Consider the following 17,476-nt stretch of genomic DNA (forward strand, 5'->3'; position numbering starts at 1 on the left):
GGTTCGCGGCCCGGCAGCGAACCGGAAACATTCACTCCGACAGAGAAGCGATAATAAAGACGATGAATTTACAGCACCATTTTCTGATTGCGATGCCCTCTCTGCAGGACTCGGTGTTCAGGCGGACGGTGATTTATATCTGCGAACACAATGAAGACGGCGCCATGGGCCTTATCATCAACAAACCAATGGAACAGTTCACCGTCGAGAATATCCTCAAAAAGCTGAAGATTACGCCTGATCGTCGGGATACGACTATCCGTCTCGACAAGCCGGTGTTTTCCGGTGGCCCGCTGGCGGACGATCGCGGCTTTATTCTGCATACCCCTTGTGAGGGTTTTGCCTCCAGCATCAGTATTTCCGACGAAACCATGATCACCACGTCAAAAGATGTGCTGGAAACGTTGGGGACGCCGGAGCAACCGCGCAATACATTGGTCGCATTGGGTTATTCAGCCTGGGAAGGGGGCCAACTAGAGAGCGAACTGTTGGAAAACGCCTGGCTGACCGTGCCGGCGGACCACCATCTGTTATTCCATACACCGATTGCTGAGCGCTGGCGCGCGGCTGCTAAAAAACTGGGTGTGGACATTCATAATATCGCTGCTGAAGCGGGGCACGCCTGATGGGAAACCGAACATTACTGGCCTTCGACTTTGGCACCCGCAGTATTGGCGTTGCTATCGGCCAGGAAATCACCGGGACGGCCCGCCCGTTGACATCGCTGAAAGCGCAGGATGGCATACCTGACTGGCAGAAAGTAGAGAAACTGCTCAACGAGTGGCAGCCCGCTTTGATCATCGTCGGCCTTCCGCTGAATATGGATGGTACCGAACAGCCGCTGACCGCCCGGGCACGTAAATTTTCCCAGCGCTTGCAGGGCCGTTTCGGCGTCACCGTTGAGTTGCATGATGAGCGGCTCAGTACCGTGGAAGCACGCGCAGATCTGTTCGAGCGTGGTGGATTCCGGGCGCTGGATAAAGGCAGCGTCGATGCGGCCTCCGCGGTGATTATTCTGGAAAGTTGGTTCGAACAGCAATTTACCCCACCGCAGTAAACCTGACCTGGCAGGCCATGTCGTCTACCTTTCTTATCAACACTTGTCTTACTTACTGTATATACCCAAAATAATTCGAGTTGCAGGAAGGCGGCAAGTGAGTGAATCCCGATGAGCTTACTCAGGTAAGTGATTCGGGTGAACGAACGCAGCCAACACACCTGCAACTTGAAGTATGAAGGGTATAAACAATTCAGGCCCGCCAAAGCGAGCCTGAATGAAATACCGGGCACAACAACCGACGGGGATTACTCGTCTGGGTAGTCGCGCAGGAACCCTTCCAGGTCTTCCACCATTGAGGTGTTACCGACGAAGAACGGCGCACGCTGATGTAATTTCTGCGGGACAAGATCCAGAATGCGGTTTTTACCATCACTGGCTTTACCACCCGCCTGCTCGGCCAAAAACGCCATCGGATTACATTCGTACAGCAAGCGCAGTTTCCCTTCCGGGTAGCTGGCGGTACTTGGATAGAGGTAAATGCCGCCCTTCAACAAGTTACGGTGGAAATCCGCCACCAGCGAACCGATATAACGGGTGGTATACGGGCGCTGTGTCGCCTCGTCCTGTTCCTGGCAATACTTGATGTACTTCTTCACGCCCTGCGGGAATTTGATGTAGTTCCCTTCGTTGATGGAGTACATATTGCCTTTCTCCGGGAAACGCACGCGTTCGTGAGACAGGCAGAACACCCCCAGCGATGGGTCATAAGTAAAGGCATGCACGCCATGACCGGTGGTGTACACCAGCATGGTAGAAGACCCGTAAACGATATAACCCGCGGCAACCTGCTTGTGACCAGGCTGGAGGAAATCCTCTTCGCGCACCGGCATGCCCAGCGGGGTGATACGGCGGTAAATGGAGAAAATGGTTCCTACAGAGACATTCACGTCAATATTGGAAGAACCGTCCAGCGGGTCCATCAATACCACGTATTTGGCATTTTCAGCGCGCTCACCGTCGAAGATAACAATGTCGTCTTCTTCTTCGGAAGCAATCCCTGCTACCTCGCCACGGGCTTTTAGCGCCGCTTTCAGCTTTTCATTGGCGTACAGATCGAGTTTCATCTGTACTTCGCCCTGAACGTTGGACACGCCGCTGGTGCCCAGAATATCCACCAGACCCGCTTTGTTAATGTCACGGTGAATAATCTTCGCACCCAGTTTGATGGCAGAAAGCAAAGCAGTCAGCTCACCAGTGGCATGAGAGAAATCGTGCTGTTTTTCGACGATAAATTCGCCTAACGTTTTCATAACACTATTCCAGAATCTACGAATGAAAAGCGGTTTTATTTTTGTACCGCCAGCGTTTGCGTCTGCAGTGTAGCCCAAAGAGAAAGCGAGTACCTAGCAAATCCATTTCTTATGACGTATTCCAGGCGTTAGAATGGACGGCAGACTCTCTGAATATAGATGGAAAATGTATGCGTATTCATATTTTAGGAATCTGTGGCACCTTCATGGGAGGACTGGCGTTGCTGGCCCGATCACAAGGACATCAGGTAACCGGTTCGGATGCTAACGTCTATCCGCCAATGAGTACCTTACTGGAAGAGCAAGGGATTACCCTTATCCAGGGTTACGACCCCGCACAGTTGGATCCGGCACCGGATCTGGTCATCATTGGCAATGCCATGACCCGTGGTAATCCCTGCGTTGAGGCGGTACTGGAACAAAATATCCCGTATATGTCCGGCCCGCAATGGCTGCATGACCATGTTCTGCGTGAGCGATGGGTCATCGCTGTTGCCGGTACCCACGGCAAAACTACGACTGCCGGTATGGTGACCTGGATTCTGGAGGATTGTGGCTACAAACCGGGGTTTGTCATCGGTGGCGTACCGGGTAACTTCACCGTTTCCGCCCGTCTGGGCGACAGCCCATTCTTCGTGGTGGAAGCCGACGAATACGACTGCGCCTTCTTCGACAAGCGCTCCAAGTTCGTTCACTACAGCCCGCGGACACTCATTCTGAATAATCTGGAATTTGACCACGCCGATATTTTTGACGACCTCAAAGCCATTCAGAAGCAGTTCCATCATCTGGTACGTCTGGTGCCAGGCAAAGGTCGTATCATCGTTCCATCGCACGACCTGCACCTGAAGCAGGTGATGAGCATGGGATGCTGGAGCGAACAGGAACTGGTGGGAGAAGAAGGGGTCTGGAAGGCGAAAAAAGTCACCACCGACGCCAGCGTGTTTCAGGTATACCTCGACGATCAACTGGTTGGGGAAGTTACCTGGAATCTGGTGGGTGAACACAACATGCATAACGGCCTGATGGCTATCGCAGCGGCGCGCCATGTCGGTGTCACGCCAGCAGAAGCCTGCCGGGCGCTGGGCGGTTTCATTAATGCCCGCCGTCGTCTGGAACTGCGTGGTACCGCACACGGCGTGTCCGTGTATGACGATTTTGCTCACCATCCGACAGCCATTCTGGCAACACTGGCTGCGTTGCGCAGCAAAGTGGGTGGGACCGCACGCATTCTCGCCGTGCTGGAACCACGCTCCAATACCATGAAGATGGGTCATTGCAAAAACGAGTTAGCTCCTTCTCTGGGGCGTGCTGATGGTGTCTTCCTGTTCCAGCCCCAACATATCCCCTGGCAGGTCTCTGAAGTCGCTGACGCCTGTGTTCAGCCCGCCTACTGGAGTGCCGATATCGATACGTTGGTGGAGATGGTCAGTAAAGTCGCTCAGCCGGGCGACCATATTCTGGTGATGAGCAACGGTGGTTTCGGCAATATTCACAACAAACTGCTGGATGCACTGAATACCAAAGCTCTGGCGACGCACAACGAAGATTGACTGAGACTGCCACGATACGTGGCCTGTCGCCGACAACCCGCTTGTCGGCGAGCAGGCAAAAGTGAAAAGGTAAAGGCAGATATCAAAAAGCAAAAAGGACGGGCCTGGCCCGTCCTTTTTCATGCAGCAACCACTGAAATTATGCGTCGAAAGGATCGCGCAGAATCATGGTTTCTTCGCGGTCTGGACCCGTGGAAATGATATCCACCGGTACACCCGTTACTTCTTCGATGCGCTTAATGTAGTTCAGCGCTGCCTGCGGCAATTTGCTACGCTCTTTCACGCCAAAGGTGCTTTCAGACCAACCCGGCAATGATTCATAAATCGGCTCGATACCTTCCCAGCCGTCTGCAGCCAACGGAGTGACATCCACATTGCTGCCATCAGGCATACGGTAACCAACGCAGATTTTCACTTCACTCAGACCATCCAGCACATCCAGTTTGGTCAGGCAGAAACCGGACAGGGAATTAATCTGCACAGCACGGCGTACCGCCACCGCATCCAGCCAGCCAGTACGACGGCGACGACCGGTGGTTGCACCGAACTCATTACCTTTCTGCGACAGATGTTCGCCAACATCATCGAACAGCTCAGTCGGGAACGGACCTGCGCCGACACGTGTGGAGTAGGCTTTAACGATACCCAAGACATAATCCACGTAACGCGGCCCCAGACCAGAACCGGTCGCCACACCACCTGCGGTGGTATTGGAGGAGGTCACATACGGATAGGTACCGTGGTCGATATCCAGCAACGTACCCTGCGCCCCTTCGAACATGACGAAATCGCCACGCTGATGCGCTTTGAACAACAAATCGGATACGTCTACGACCATGCCGGTCAGGATGTCAGCGACTGCCAACACATCATCCAGCGTTTTCTGGTAATCCACCGGATCGGCTTTGTAGTAATGCACCAACTGGAAGTTATGGTATTCCATAATTTCTTTCAGCTTGATGGCAAAACTTTCCTGATCGAACAGATCGCCAACGCGCAAACCACGACGTGCAACCTTGTCTTCATACGCCGGACCGATACCACGGCCAGTCGTACCGATAGCTTTCGCGCCACGCGCTTTTTCGCGGGCGTTATCCAGCGCAACATGGTACGGCAGAATCAGCGGGCAGGCTTCGGAAAGCAACAGACGTTCACGCACTGGCACGCCACGCGCTTCGAGTGCGGTCATTTCCTTCAGAAGCGCATCCGGTGCCAGCACAACGCCGTTACCGATGATGCTAATGACATTCTCGCGCAGAATACCAGAGGGAATTAAATGGAGAACGGTTTTTTCACCGTTGATAACCAGCGTGTGACCAGCATTGTGACCACCCTGGTAGCGCACAACATATTTGGCCCGTTCAGTCAGCAGGTCTACGACCTTGCCTTTACCTTCGTCACCCCATTGGGTGCCCAGTACGACAACGTTCTTACCCATCTCAAGAATCACCAGATTGGTTAAAAAAGGATTCTAGCATCTCATCTTTCGGCTTTCAGTAGTTTTAGCACACGATTGCGCACATTTTTAGTGGAAATTTCAGCCGCCTGTCCGACTACGCAACATGTAGTAGATCACACACCCCGCAACCACAATTCCACCGCCAAACCGACGCAAAATATTATCGGGTAGCTGCGCCATCGTCAGGATCATCCGACGCCAGATACGGGGAAACAGCAAGGGCCCCAACCCTTCCATAATCAGCACTAACCCCAGCGCCAGCCAGATGCTCACATTCATAAAAAACTCCAGACAGAAAAAAGCCCGTAAACACGGGCTTGATAGTGTAGCGACAGACAACCTTAACGCGCCGGGAGGCTCTTTTCAGGCGATTTCATATAGCGGAAGAAATCGCTGTCAGGGCTCAACACCAGCACATCCTGATTGGAGCTGTTAAAGCTATGCTCATAAGCTCGCAGACTACGAATAAAGCCATAGAATTCCGGGTCCTGACTGAACGCGGCAGCAAACAGTTTTGCCGCTTCGGCGTCGCCTTCACCACGCATGATGCGCCCCTGGCGTTCCGCTTCAGCCAGTGTACGGGTCACTTCATAATCAGCAGCTGCCTTGATCTTCTCTGCCTGCTCCTGGCCTTGAGAACGGTGACGGCGGGCAACCGCTTCACGCTCAGCTCGCATACGCTGGTAGATAGCATCCGAGACTTCGGTCGGCAGGTTGATCTGCTTGATACGCACATCAATCACTTCAATCCCGAGCGCCGCCATACTATTCGGGTTAACACGCGGCATGTCGCCAGTGGTTTCACGAGCAACACGCGCAGCGGCAGAAGCAATCGCGTTATCCGCTTCGGTGGTTTCACCCGTACCGTTATTCAGTGCTTCGCGCACATCAGACATCAGCTGACCGCGGGAATCGGTGACGATGCCTTTGACATCCAGACGACCGATTTCAGAACGCAGACGGTCACTGAATTTACGCTTGAGCAGCACTTCCGCCTGAGAGACGTCACCACCGCCAGTCGCAAGATAGTAACGACTGAAATCGCTGATACGCCATTTGATATACGAGTCGACGATCAGGTCTTTCTGTTCTTTGGTAATGAAGCGGTCAGCCTGGTTTTCCATCGTCTGGATGCGAGCATCCAGCATTTTTACCGACTCCAGGAAGGGGATCTTCACATGCAGACCGGGCAGATACACCTGCGGCTTATTTTCACTATCGCGCAACACCTTACCAAAACGCATGACGATGCCGCGCTGGCCTTCCTGCACCACAAACAGCGAGGCATAGACCACCACCAGTAACAGGGCAAGAATAAAGAGGACTGACTTACGCATAATTATTCTCTCCCTACGCGAATGATCTCGTCACGCTGCGCGTTGGCGCGGCGTTGATCCATAATATTACCGTTGTTGGAAGAACGGGGCGCATAGCTGGCACCGTTACCGCCGGATGTCGACGGCAGGCGCAACGGCGCGGGATTCGCTGCATTGCCGTTGGCAGGTGCGGTTGCCGGGAAACTCCCCTGACCTCGCATCAATTGATCGAGCGGCAGCACCATCAGGTTGTTGCTCTTGTCACTCACCAGCACCTTGTTGGTGTGGCTCAGCACACGTTCCATGGTTTCAATATAGAGACGCTCACGGGTAATTTCCGGTGCAGCCTTATATTCCGGCAACAGACGAGAGAAACGAGACACCTCACCTTGCGCTTCCAGCACGGTACGGTCTTTATAGGCGCGGGATTCTTCCAGAATACGCTGTGCCTGACCATTGGCGCGCGGCTGGACTTCGTTAGCGTAGGCTTCCGCTTCACGAATGTACTGCTGCTCGTTTTCACGGGCGGCAATCGCATCGTCAAATGCGGCTTTGACTTCTTCAGGCGGACGGGCAGTCTGGAAGTTCACATCCAGCAAGGTAATCCCCATATCGTACGGACGCACGGTCTCTTCCAGCACACGCTGGGTATCCGTACGCACAATGGTACGCCCTTCAGTCAGGATTTTATCCATCGTGTACTTGCCGATAACGCCACGCAGCGCGCTATCGGTCGCCTGACGCAGGCTGTCGTCAGCATTGGTAACGCTAAACAGGTATTTTTCCGGCTGAGTGACACGGTACTGGACGTTCATCTCCACCCGCACCACGTTTTCGTCGGATGTCAGCATAACGCCGGAGGTCGCCAGCTCGCGGACTGACTCAACGTTGACAGCGCGTACCGCATCAACAAAGGTCGGTTTCCAGTTCAGGCCTGGCCCCACCAGATGGCTGAATTTGCCAAAGCGGGTGACCACACCACGTTCGGCTTCCTTGATGGTATAAAAACCGCTGACACCCCATACCACCACGACTGCCGCCACGACCAGCCCCAGAATACGGCCGCTGTTTCCACTGCCGCCCTGAGAACCAGAGCCGGAACCTGATGATTTACCGCCCAGATCGCCGAGTTTTTTGCTCAACTTACGGAAAATATCATCGAGGTCAGGCGGCCCCTGATCCCGTCCACCTTTATTGTTTCCGCCAGAGTTGCCGCTATTGTTATTGCTGCTCCCCCACGGGTCGCGGTCCTGTCCGTTGTTACCGGGCTGATTCCACGCCATGTTTAGCTCCATTCATTATGATAGGTATTTTTCGGGGTCAATGTCCCAGAGTTACGAGACTGTCTGTGTCGATGAGACAATATAATCTTGCAATTTCTGCTCCTGTTTACACAGGCGCCGCCAGTCGATAATGGGCATTCTGACCACCAACCCTACGCTGCCGTCTTCCTCAATCCACTCTTTTTCTATTGCCTGAAGCTGATAAAAACGACTTCTCAGGCGACCGGCCCCTGCCGGAAGATGCAACGAATAATGCGCAATCTCCCCGGACAGTCGTTCGGTTAACGCCTGAAATAATAATGGGATTCCTTCCCCGGTTTGAGCAGAAAGCCATACCCTGACTGGGCGGTTTTCCTCATCACGGTCGATACGCGGTGCAATATTCTCCAGCCGGTCAATTTTGTTCATGACCAGTAAAAAAGGAATATCATCCGCTTCTATCTCGGCTAACACCTCGTTAACGGCGTCGATATTTTCATCGACACGGGCGTCGGAGGCATCGACCACGTGCAGTAATAAGGTGGCTTCCCGGGTTTCCTGCAATGTCGCCTTGAATGCCGCCACCAGGTCATGCGGCAAATCGCGGATAAACCCGACTGTATCTGCCAGCACAGTATCACCGACATCATCGACCTCAATACGGCGCAATGTCGGATCCAGTGTGGCAAACAACTGGTCTGCAGCATAGACATCCGCAGCAGTCATACGATTGAACAGGGTTGATTTACCCGCGTTGGTGTATCCCACCAGCGAAACGGTCGGCACTTCAGCTCGCGTACGTGCCCGCCGCCCCTGCTCGCGCTGTTTTTCCACCCGCTCAAGGCGTGACAGAATCTGGCTGATGCGATTGCGTAATAAACGTCGGTCGGTTTCCAACTGGGTTTCACCCGGCCCACGCAAACCGATACCACCTTTCTGGCGCTCAAGGTGCGTCCAGCCACGAACCAGACGCGTCGCCAGATGGCGTAATTGCGCCAGCTCAACCTGTAATTTCCCTTCATGGGTACGGGCGCGCTGAGCAAAGATATCCAGAATCAACCCGGTACGGTCAATCACCCGGCACTCGCAAAGCCGCTCCAGATTACGCTCTTGCGCTGGCGTCAACGCATGATTAAACAACACGACAAAGGCACCGGTCGCTTTAACCGCCTGCGCGATTTCCTCCGCCTTGCCTTCGCCGACAAAATATTTGGAGTGCGGCGCTTTACGGCTGCCGGTAATCACCTGCAACGCGTCTATTCCGGCTGAAGACACCAGAGACTCGAACTCCAGCAGGTCTTCAGTATCTTTCTCTTGCGAAAAGTAAATATGAACTAGTATGGCCTGTTCACCGGCTTCATAACGGTCAAACAACCGGACACCCTCTCAGAAAAAAGCGACCACGGCAGTGAAAGCCGCTGAAATCAGCACTTTTCCCGCCGTGGTAAACTGGTAAGGACGCGTTATTCAGCGTCATCACTTTCCTGTTGCGGCTGTTGCTGCGCCGCCTGATTGTTGGCATGGTAGTTATTTGAGCCAGGATTATTACTGTGATGCGATACCGGGCGAGAAGGAACTACCGTTGAAATGGCGTGTTTGTACACCATCTGACTAACCGTGTTTTTCAGCAGAATCACAAACTGATCGAAAGACTCAATCTGGCCTTGCAGTTTGATGCCGTTAACCAAATAAATCGAAACCGGAACACGTTCACGACGCAAAGCGTTCAAGAACGGATCTTGCAAAGATTGCCCCTTAGCCATTCTATATTTTCCTTATTTGCTTGTTGTTTGTAACAAAGAACCCTGCGGCCCTAAAATAACGTTATAAAAATTTGTGCCGAGAATCAGTCAATTGTAGACACAGGCAATTGTACACAATCGTCTAACCTATGCACTAACAACCTGAATCACCGTGCGTAACGCTTCTGCGGGCTGATCGCTGTCAAGCCAGCGCACCCCTTCCCAGCCACGCAACCAGGTCATCTGGCGTTTCGCCAGTTGCCGGGTAGCGCAGATGCCACGATACACCATCTCATCGTAATCGATCTCGCCCGACAAATATGACCACATCTGGCGGTATCCGACACAACGAATTGACGGCAACGCAGGGTTCAGATCTGGTCGGGCAAACAATGCCCGGGCCTCTGTTTCAAAACCTGATTCCAACATCTGCCGAAAACGTAACGCTATCCGTTCATGCAACAACTCACGTGTCGCCGGAGCAATCGCAAACTGATGAACACGATAGGGCAACGCTTCACCGGATGTCTTTGTCAACTCAGTTAAAGTGTTACCTGAAACGAAAAAAACTTCCAGTGCCCGAGACAGTCTCTGCGGATCATTTGGATGAATCCGAGCCGCCGCCACCGGATCGATGGCACTGAGCTGACGATGTAACGCTTCCCACCCCTCGGTACGCGCACGTTCTTCAATCTCTTGCCGTATGCTGGCATCTGCCGATGGTAACGGCGACAATCCTTCCAGCAGCGCTTTGAAATACAGCATGGTGCCGCCTACCAGCAATGGAATACGCCCGGCGGCGGTGACCTCCGCCATCGCCTGCAACGCATCACGTCGAAAATCGGCGGCTGAATAGGCCTGTGCCGGATCCAGGATATCCAGCAAACGGTGTGGAGCCCGCGCCAGTTCTTCCTGACTGGGCTTTGCCGTGCCGATATCCATACCACGATAAATCAGCGCCGAATCCACGCTAATCAACTCAACGGGAAGGTGCTCGCGCAATGCCATCGCCAGCGCGGTTTTCCCGGAAGCCGTCGGCCCCATAATAAAAATGGCTGGCGGGTATTGCGCCGTGTCAAACTCATTCATGCTTCAACGCCTTGATGGCAGATTCAATATCCATCACATATAACAATTCTGACGGCGGCGTTTTCACTTGCACAGGGCACAGACGCTCGACATCGGACAGCAACTGTACGGCCTGTGGCAACGTCCAGCTTTCACGCTCACTGCCGAGCTGTCCGGCTATCCACGCCGCTACGGCATCAGGCTTCACGTCATGAGAATCAGCGAGATAGCCTAGCAGGTCAGAAATCAAGTTTTGTAAATTTTGTTGTCTCAATGGTAAAGGTACCGCCCGCAGCGTAGCGCGCGGCGGCGCTACCTCAACCTCTATGCCCATCAGGGCCAGCAACGGCTGTTGCTGCTGGACAACCGCCAGTTCGGATGCATTCAGCGTCAGTCGCTGCGGGATTAATAATGGCTGAGGGCGCAATCCTTCGCCATTCTGCGGCGGCGTCAATTGCGCCTGACGCAGATAACGCTCCGCGACGACTAACGACAAGAGTGCCAGCCCCTGCCGGTACTCCACCAATGCATAAGCTGGAGGATAGACAGTCAACACACGTCCTAACCCCAGCGAGTGGCTCGCCAGCGGCAGGTCATCGGCCACCGCTGTTTTCTCCGCCACGTAATGCGGCTTCACCAGCGAATCCTGCGCGGGCGGTGCCTCGCGAGCAACCGTCTGCGGGCCTGAGGATTCGGTATGCAGCAAGCGCTGGTACAGCTCACCCTGTTTCTTATCGTAACCCGCCGTCTGGGTACGGGCTGGCTGCGACTCGCGCGCCGGACGCCCCACTTCACCCGATTCACGAGCGGTGAAGGCAGAGGAGCGCAGCTCCGACGTCAATGTTGGCGTTGCCGGTCGGGCAAAATGATTTTCCCCCGCGGCGGTGCGGTTTTCCGGCTGCCACACCGTTGACGCCATCTGCGTATCACCCATCCCATTCAGGCCCGGTGACGCTGCCTGCTGCAATACGGTCATCACCGCCTGATAGATAAAGTCATGCACCAGCCGGGCCTGATGAAAGCGTACTTCATGCTTCGCCGGATGCACATTCACATCCACCTGATGGGGGTCAACCTCCAGATACAGGACGTAAGCCGGTTGCTGTTCATCACGTAATTGATCCTGATACGCCTGACGAATCGCATGATTAATCAAACGATCGCGCATCATGCGCTGATTGACATAGCAGTACTGCATTTCAGGTAACTGGCGTGAGCCTGCCGGATCGGCCACCCAGCCATGAATATTCAAATCGCCATGCTGCCAGGAAACCGCTAACGCATGCTGTAAAAATGCTGCCCCACAAATACTACCCAGCCGCCGTTCACGCTGTGCCGACTCCGATACGGCGCGGTATTGTCGAATCAACTTACCATTGTGGTGCAACGTTATCGCCACATCGAAGCGCGCCAGCGCAATGCGCCGCACGACCTCATCAATGTGCATGAATTCTGTCTTTTCGGTACGCAGAAACTTACGTCTGGCCGGGGTATTGTAGAACAAGTCCAGCACTTCCAGCGTCGTCCCCACCGGGTGCGCCGCTGGCTTGACGGTCACCGCCATCTCGCGCCCTTCGGCGTAGGCTTGCCACGCTTCTGTCTGCGCGTCGGTACGGGAAGTCAGCGTCAGGCGTGAAACCGAACTGATACTGGCCAGTGCTTCACCGCGAAATCCCAGGCTGACAATCGCCTCCAGATCATCAAGTGTAGCGATCTTACTGGTGGCATGACGCGCTAACGCCAGCGCCAGATCCGCCTTACTGATACCGCAGCCGTTATCCCGAATACGAATCAGCTTCGCGCCACCGCGTTCGATTTCGATATCGATTCGCGTCGCACCGGCATCCAGACTGTTTTCCACCAGTTCTTTGACGACAGAAGCGGGTCGCTCCACTACCTCGCCAGCGGCGATCTGGTTCGCCAACTGGGGGGGCAGTACCTGAATCGACATGGATTCTCCTCGTTTCCCCTGAATCAGGCAGAGGGGATGATCAGCGTTTGCCCCAACTGCACCGTTCCGGAAGACATGTTGTTCGCCTGCTGAATAGCTTTCATACTGACGCCATAGTGTGCCGCGATATCACTCAGCGTATCGCCCCGCACCACCTTGTGCTTTATCACGGTTGCGGTTTTCTTTACGCGTGACGTTGATGAAGCCACTACAGGCTTGCTCGTCGCCGCTGGCACTGACGCTGTTCTGGTCGTCGATGAAGCACTAGACGGTATCTTCAGCCGCTGCCCTACCCAGACTACGTCTTTTTTCAGGCGGTTGATGTCCCGAATAGCGTCCATACTAACGCCATAATGCGCGGCGATCCCCGATAAGGTTTCTCCGGTCACCACCGTATGGCGTACCGTTGCCCCGCTCGCTGTCTGAACAGGCTCAGCGGCTTGTGTTTTTTTCACCGTCTGCGTCTGCGGGGCGAGCGGACGGTTTTCCTGCTTTGGGACGTTTTGTAACGGATGAGTCTGGAAATAGCTACGCAACCCAAGGTAGATAGCGTTAGTGATTTTTTCCTGATACTCGTTGCTGCCTAGCAGCCGTTCCTCGCTCGGATTAGAAATAAACCCAGTTTCCACCAGTAATGATGGAATATCCGGTGAACGCAGGACACCCAGACTGGCGTGTTCCGGTCGGCGTTTATGCAAGTAACCGACCCGCTGCAATTCATGCAGTACTTTTACCGCCACATCGTAACCCACTCGCTGAGAATGCCCGAACTGCAAATCCAGCACCGCCTGACTCAGGTAAGGGTCGGCTGCGCTGTTAGCCAGCAAATCGCCCGCACCACCTAATAACTCAGACTGCTTTTCATGCTGTTCCAGCCAGTTCGCCATTTCGCTGTTGGCACGCCGGTTAGACAGCACCCAAACGGATGCCCCCGTCGCGCCACGGTTAGGCGCGGCATCTGCGTGAATCGACACCAGCAGGTTAGCCCCTTGCTTGCGCGCCACATCGGAACGCCCCATGACCGAGATAAAGTAGTCGCCATCGCGGGTCAACACCGGTTTGAACTCCGGGTCAGCGCTCATAATGGCGCGCAATTTACGGGCTATGGAGATAGTGACGTTTTTTTCATGCAGCCCGCCCGGCCCGGTCGCCCCTGGGTCCTGACCACCGTGGCCTGCGTCAATCGCGACAATAATTTTCTCGCCATTTCCTACCCTTCCCGATACACGAGTCGGGGTGGCAGCAACCGACGGCGATGGGGACATCAGCGGGTTGCGTCCAACAACCGGCGTTGATGGTTGCGCCGACGGCGTTACCGTCTTGCGGGCCACCGTTTTACGTTCGCCAGTCAGCGTAAAGACGGCACCATTGCCCTCTTTTGCCGCCTTAACCTGTACCTTCTGGGTCAGATCCAGCACCAGTCGCAGACTTTTCGGGTCTTTGGCGTTACTGGAACGAATACGCGCTATCAGATTTTGGCCGTTAAATGTCAGCGGCAACCCTTTCATCACCCCTGACTGGCTAATATCGATAACCACCCGGTTCGGGTTATCCAGCGAGAAATACTCGTATACCGGCTGACCACTGAAACTCAAGGTCACGACTGCCTCGCTGGCGGCATTATTTACCCGAATATCAGTCAGGCTGCTTGCCCACAGCGGCCAGGATAGCATCAGCAATAGCCCTGATAGGGCATTCATCAACCGCACCGTCATGGCGTTTCCTGCTCCGACTGCGCAGCCAGTATCGCCACAATCCGCTCACCCTCGGGGGTTCCCGCGTTGATCTCTGCCTGGCGCCCCTCGCCCTGATAACCCAGCAGTAACTCAATATCTGCCTGCGGCAGAATACCCGCACCTTGCTGTGGCCACTCAATCAGGCAGAGTGCGTCCTGCGACAAATAATCACGGATACCCATGAACTCCAGTTCTTCCGGGTCGGCCAGTCGATAAAGGTCGAAGTGATATACCGGGCGCGGCAACAGCGTATAAGGCTCCACCAGCGTATAGGTTGGACTTTTCACATTGCCCTGATGACCCAACGCCTGCAGGAACCCACGACTCAGTGTAGTTTTTCCTGCCCCCAGGTCACCCAGTAGATAAATAATGGTAGCGCGCTCGCAGGCTTTGGCTAACGCCGCCCCCAGCGCAATCGTGGCTGCCTCATCCGGCAAAGGTAACAAAAGCGTCTTCATTCTGTGTTTTCTAAGGATATCCGCTCAGGATTTACATACTGCGGCAATACCGCCATCAAATCGGTTGCCAACATCCCGCGTGTGCCCTGACGCTGCGCCAGCCAGTCCGCCGCCGCACCGTGGGCCACACAGCCCGCGCAAGTTGCGTCGTACAACGACAGCCCTTGCGCCAGCATCGCCCCAATCATCCCCGCCAGCACATCGCCCATGCCACCGGTCGCCATGCCGGGATTCCCGACATCGGCAATCGCGACGTTGCCCTGCTCACTGGCCAGCACCGTACCGGCACCTTTCAGCACCACCACGCCGCCATAACGTTTCACTAAACGTTGTGCGGCAAGTAAGCGGTCACTTTCGATATCGGCAATCCGGCAGTTCAACAGACGGGCCGCCTCGCCGGGGTGAGGCGTCAAAACGCGATTCTGACGTTTATGCGGGCTGATTGCCAGCAGGTTGAGTGCATCAGCATCCCATAACATGGATTTGTTACAATTTTCCACGATTCGCAGTGCGTTTTTTCCCCACTCCCGCTGCCCTAACCCTGGCCCGATAACTACCACATCCGCCCACGCAATGCCTGCTTTGACCGAATCTGTCGTCAGTTCCTGCACCATCAATTCCGGACGGGCCACCAGCAAAGCAGCCAGATAGCTTTTGTGAGTAAGCACTCGCACCAAGCCAGCACCACTGCGTAACGCAGCTTCTCCGGCCATAAAAACCGCACCACCGGTGCCCTCATCGCCGCCGATAATCAATAAGCGGCCATGATCACCTTTGTGCGCGCCCGGACGCCGCGGCGTTAGCCATTGTGTTAATGAGGCTGCCGTCAAACGCGCAATCGGCGCAGTCTGCTCAGCCAGCCAGTCGCCCAACCCCAAATCATGGTGATGAAGTTGCCCGACGACATCTCTCGCCTGACCGGTTAGTAAGCCGGGTTTTAGCGTGATAAAAGTAACCGTATGCGCGGCATGAATCACCGCGCCAGCATAAGCGCCGGTGTGTGCGTTCAACCCGGAAGGAATATCCAGTGCGATAATCGGCGCAGGATGGCGATTGGCCTGAACAATCAAGCCGTCATAGGGCGCACGAGGGGCCGATGCCAGACCGGTTCCCAACAGGCCATCGACAATCAAATCCACATCATCAGGCCACGGTGCCTCGCTATGCTGCTCACTGCCACCGGCATCATGCCACGCCTGATGCGCCAGATGCGCCTCCGGCGGCAGAGGCCGATCACCGCTTACCGCCACTAGCGTTACCGTTATGCCCGCAGCACGTGCCAGCGTGGCCATCACATAGCCGTCGCCACCATTGTTGCCATGCCCGCACAGAATCAACCAGTGTCGGGCAGCAGGATAATGTTGTCGGGCGATGTGAAAGGCCGCCGCCCCGGCTCGCTGCATAAGCGTATACAATGAAACGCCGATTGACTGCGCCGCATGCGGCTCCTCGCGGCGCAACCAGTCAGGCAAAAAGACAGTATGAGGCAGGTCGGGTAATGATCCGCCGGGCTGATACACGCATTGGTTCTGATGCATGTCATCCCTCCGTCGGTAGCAGAATTGTGCGCCTCAACTTAGCAAGCTCTGCCGGGAAGCGCCATATGCAGGGATACCGAAAACGATAACAACCGGCCTTTATTTAGTTCAGCGCACCGCCCCTTCCAGCACATCGACAAACTGTTTTAATGCCTGAATATGCGTCTGTACGGTGTGTTCGTCGCTGCTCATCCGTAACGTTTCACGGACATCATTTATCCACGCGACTGACGAAGACACATCCGCCTGAGCAAAACGTGTCGTTACCGGCTCGCCGGCAATCGACTGGAACAATTTGTCAGCATTGGTCTGATATTCACTGAGCCAGTCAGGGTGCTGGGGGAACTGCTTGACGAAATCGAGATAAGGCGTGGACCAGTCACCCCCACTTTCCAGTGCGCTTAGATAGGCCTGATAGCGCTCAGGATCTTTTTCCTTCATAAGCGCGGAAGCATCCACCTTATATTCATTCGTACCGGGAACACGCTCCGGCAGGGTAAGGTAAGAAACCGAACCATCGTCACCCACCTGGCGTGTTTTCACCACAGAGGCCAGCAGATTGATACTTTCCATAAATGCGGCTTTCTTATCGCCGCTTAAATACTGCTCGGCAAAGTAGCTGGCCTGCGACAAACCCAGTTCCAATGCCAGTTGTCGTTGCTCGTCGTTCGACTCAGCCGCATTCACTATCTTGTCGTCAATCAGACGATATATCGCCTGCGAAACCTGTTCCGGTTGTTCAGCCAGCGCCGCTGACAATCCATTCTCAATCTGAGAAGAAAAATAGTACCGCGCGGGTGAATCCACAACATCGCCCTGTGCCAGTTGCCGCCCCTCGTCACTGATATAAACGTATGCAACAGAGGCGTTCTCCGTGGACGCTGCATATTGCAAGGTCGTTTCCTGTGGTTGAGCAGGATTAATACGCACATTCACATCCTGATTTACCAACCGGTAAGCCGAAAGCGTTAGTGTCTCCACGCCGTTCCTCCCAGAGTCATTAGAATAATTGCCAGTTTGCTCAAGTTATCGACACATCATGCAAAAGTATTAATAAATATTTCTATTTATTACATGATGGTC

The 17,476-nt window shown here is 54.5% G+C and carries 16 protein-coding genes; 3 read left to right on the plus strand and 13 right to left on the minus strand.

Going from position 1 to position 17,476, the window contains the following annotated elements; all coding sequences use genetic code 11:
- The first annotated feature begins 62 nt into the window (after positions 1-62).
- On the plus strand, positions 63-626 hold the full coding sequence (locus DD586_RS18055; RefSeq protein WP_012886262.1) for a YqgE/AlgH family protein: 564 nt from the start codon (positions 63-65) through the stop codon (positions 624-626).
- Positions 626-1,057 (plus strand): Holliday junction resolvase RuvX, encoded by a 432-nt coding sequence (ruvX, locus tag DD586_RS18060; protein ID WP_012886263.1) that lies wholly within the window; start codon positions 626-628, stop codon positions 1,055-1,057. The genes DD586_RS18055 and ruvX overlap by 1 nt, the downstream gene beginning before the upstream one ends.
- Positions 1,058-1,305: 248 nt before the next feature.
- Here the strand turns inward: ruvX and fbp are convergent, their stop codons facing one another.
- Positions 1,306-2,310: a class 1 fructose-bisphosphatase gene (gene fbp / locus DD586_RS18065; RefSeq protein ID WP_012886264.1), complete on the minus strand. Its 1,005-nt coding sequence runs from the start codon at positions 2,308-2,310 to the stop codon at positions 1,306-1,308.
- Between the two features lie 170 nt (positions 2,311-2,480).
- On the opposite strand from fbp, the gene mpl reads away from it, so the two are divergent.
- Entirely contained in the window at positions 2,481-3,863 is a 1,383-nt protein-coding gene (gene mpl / locus DD586_RS18070; protein WP_012886265.1) for a UDP-N-acetylmuramate:L-alanyl-gamma-D-glutamyl-meso-diaminopimelate ligase, read from the plus strand.
- A 139-nt stretch (positions 3,864-4,002) separates the two neighbouring features.
- Here the strand turns inward: mpl and DD586_RS18075 are convergent, their stop codons facing one another.
- From DD586_RS18075 to DD586_RS18130, 12 genes are all read right to left on the minus strand, one after another.
- Positions 4,003-5,301, minus strand: a complete 1,299-nt coding sequence (locus DD586_RS18075; protein ID WP_012886266.1) for an adenylosuccinate synthase — start codon at positions 5,299-5,301, stop codon at positions 4,003-4,005.
- Positions 5,302-5,400: 99 nt separating this feature from the next.
- Positions 5,401-5,601, minus strand: a complete 201-nt coding sequence (locus tag DD586_RS18080; RefSeq protein WP_012886267.1) for a DUF2065 domain-containing protein — start codon at positions 5,599-5,601, stop codon at positions 5,401-5,403.
- 62 nt (positions 5,602-5,663) lie between these two features.
- A complete protein-coding gene (gene hflC, locus DD586_RS18085; protein ID WP_012886268.1) occupies positions 5,664-6,659 on the minus strand; it encodes a protease modulator HflC in 996 nt (331 codons plus the stop codon).
- A 2-nt stretch (positions 6,660-6,661) separates the two neighbouring features.
- On the minus strand, positions 6,662-7,921 hold the full coding sequence (gene hflK, locus DD586_RS18090) for an FtsH protease activity modulator HflK (RefSeq protein WP_012886269.1): 1,260 nt from the start codon (positions 7,919-7,921) through the stop codon (positions 6,662-6,664).
- Between the two features lie 51 nt (positions 7,922-7,972).
- Positions 7,973-9,274 carry a ribosome rescue GTPase HflX gene (gene hflX, locus DD586_RS18095; protein ID WP_012886270.1) on the minus strand — a complete coding sequence of 434 codons (1,302 nt, stop codon included), beginning with the start codon at positions 9,272-9,274 and terminating at the stop codon, positions 7,973-7,975.
- Between the two features lie 89 nt (positions 9,275-9,363).
- Complete coding sequence (gene hfq, locus DD586_RS18100; RefSeq protein WP_012886271.1) at positions 9,364-9,663, minus strand: RNA chaperone Hfq; 300 nt, start codon at positions 9,661-9,663, stop codon at positions 9,364-9,366.
- Positions 9,664-9,789: 126 nt separating this feature from the next.
- Positions 9,790-10,731, minus strand: a complete 942-nt coding sequence (gene miaA, locus DD586_RS18105) for a tRNA (adenosine(37)-N6)-dimethylallyltransferase MiaA (RefSeq protein WP_012886272.1) — start codon at positions 10,729-10,731, stop codon at positions 9,790-9,792.
- The gene (gene mutL / locus DD586_RS18110) at positions 10,724-12,661 is read right to left on the minus strand and encodes a DNA mismatch repair endonuclease MutL (RefSeq protein ID WP_012886273.1); all 1,938 of its coding nucleotides are present in this window, start codon (positions 12,659-12,661) and stop codon (positions 10,724-10,726) included. Before mutL ends, miaA begins: the two co-directional genes overlap by 8 nt.
- A gap of 23 nt (positions 12,662-12,684) precedes the next feature.
- Positions 12,685-14,376: an N-acetylmuramoyl-L-alanine amidase AmiB gene (gene amiB / locus DD586_RS18115; protein ID WP_012886274.1), complete on the minus strand. Its 1,692-nt coding sequence runs from the start codon at positions 14,374-14,376 to the stop codon at positions 12,685-12,687.
- A complete protein-coding gene (tsaE, locus tag DD586_RS18120; RefSeq protein WP_012886275.1) occupies positions 14,373-14,855 on the minus strand; it encodes a tRNA (adenosine(37)-N6)-threonylcarbamoyltransferase complex ATPase subunit type 1 TsaE in 483 nt (160 codons plus the stop codon). Before tsaE ends, amiB begins: the two co-directional genes overlap by 4 nt.
- Positions 14,852-16,393 (minus strand): bifunctional ADP-dependent NAD(P)H-hydrate dehydratase/NAD(P)H-hydrate epimerase, encoded by a 1,542-nt coding sequence (nnr, locus tag DD586_RS18125; RefSeq protein WP_012886276.1) that lies wholly within the window; start codon positions 16,391-16,393, stop codon positions 14,852-14,854. Before nnr ends, tsaE begins: the two co-directional genes overlap by 4 nt.
- Before the next feature lie 108 nt (positions 16,394-16,501).
- Positions 16,502-17,323, minus strand: coding sequence for a hypothetical protein (locus DD586_RS18130; RefSeq protein ID WP_228669714.1), 822 nt, complete (start codon positions 17,321-17,323; stop codon positions 16,502-16,504).
- Positions 17,324-17,476 lie beyond the last annotated feature (153 nt).

Source organism: Dickeya parazeae Ech586 (assembly GCF_000025065.1).
GTDB classification, from domain to species: Bacteria; Pseudomonadota; Gammaproteobacteria; order Enterobacterales; family Enterobacteriaceae; genus Dickeya; species Dickeya zeae.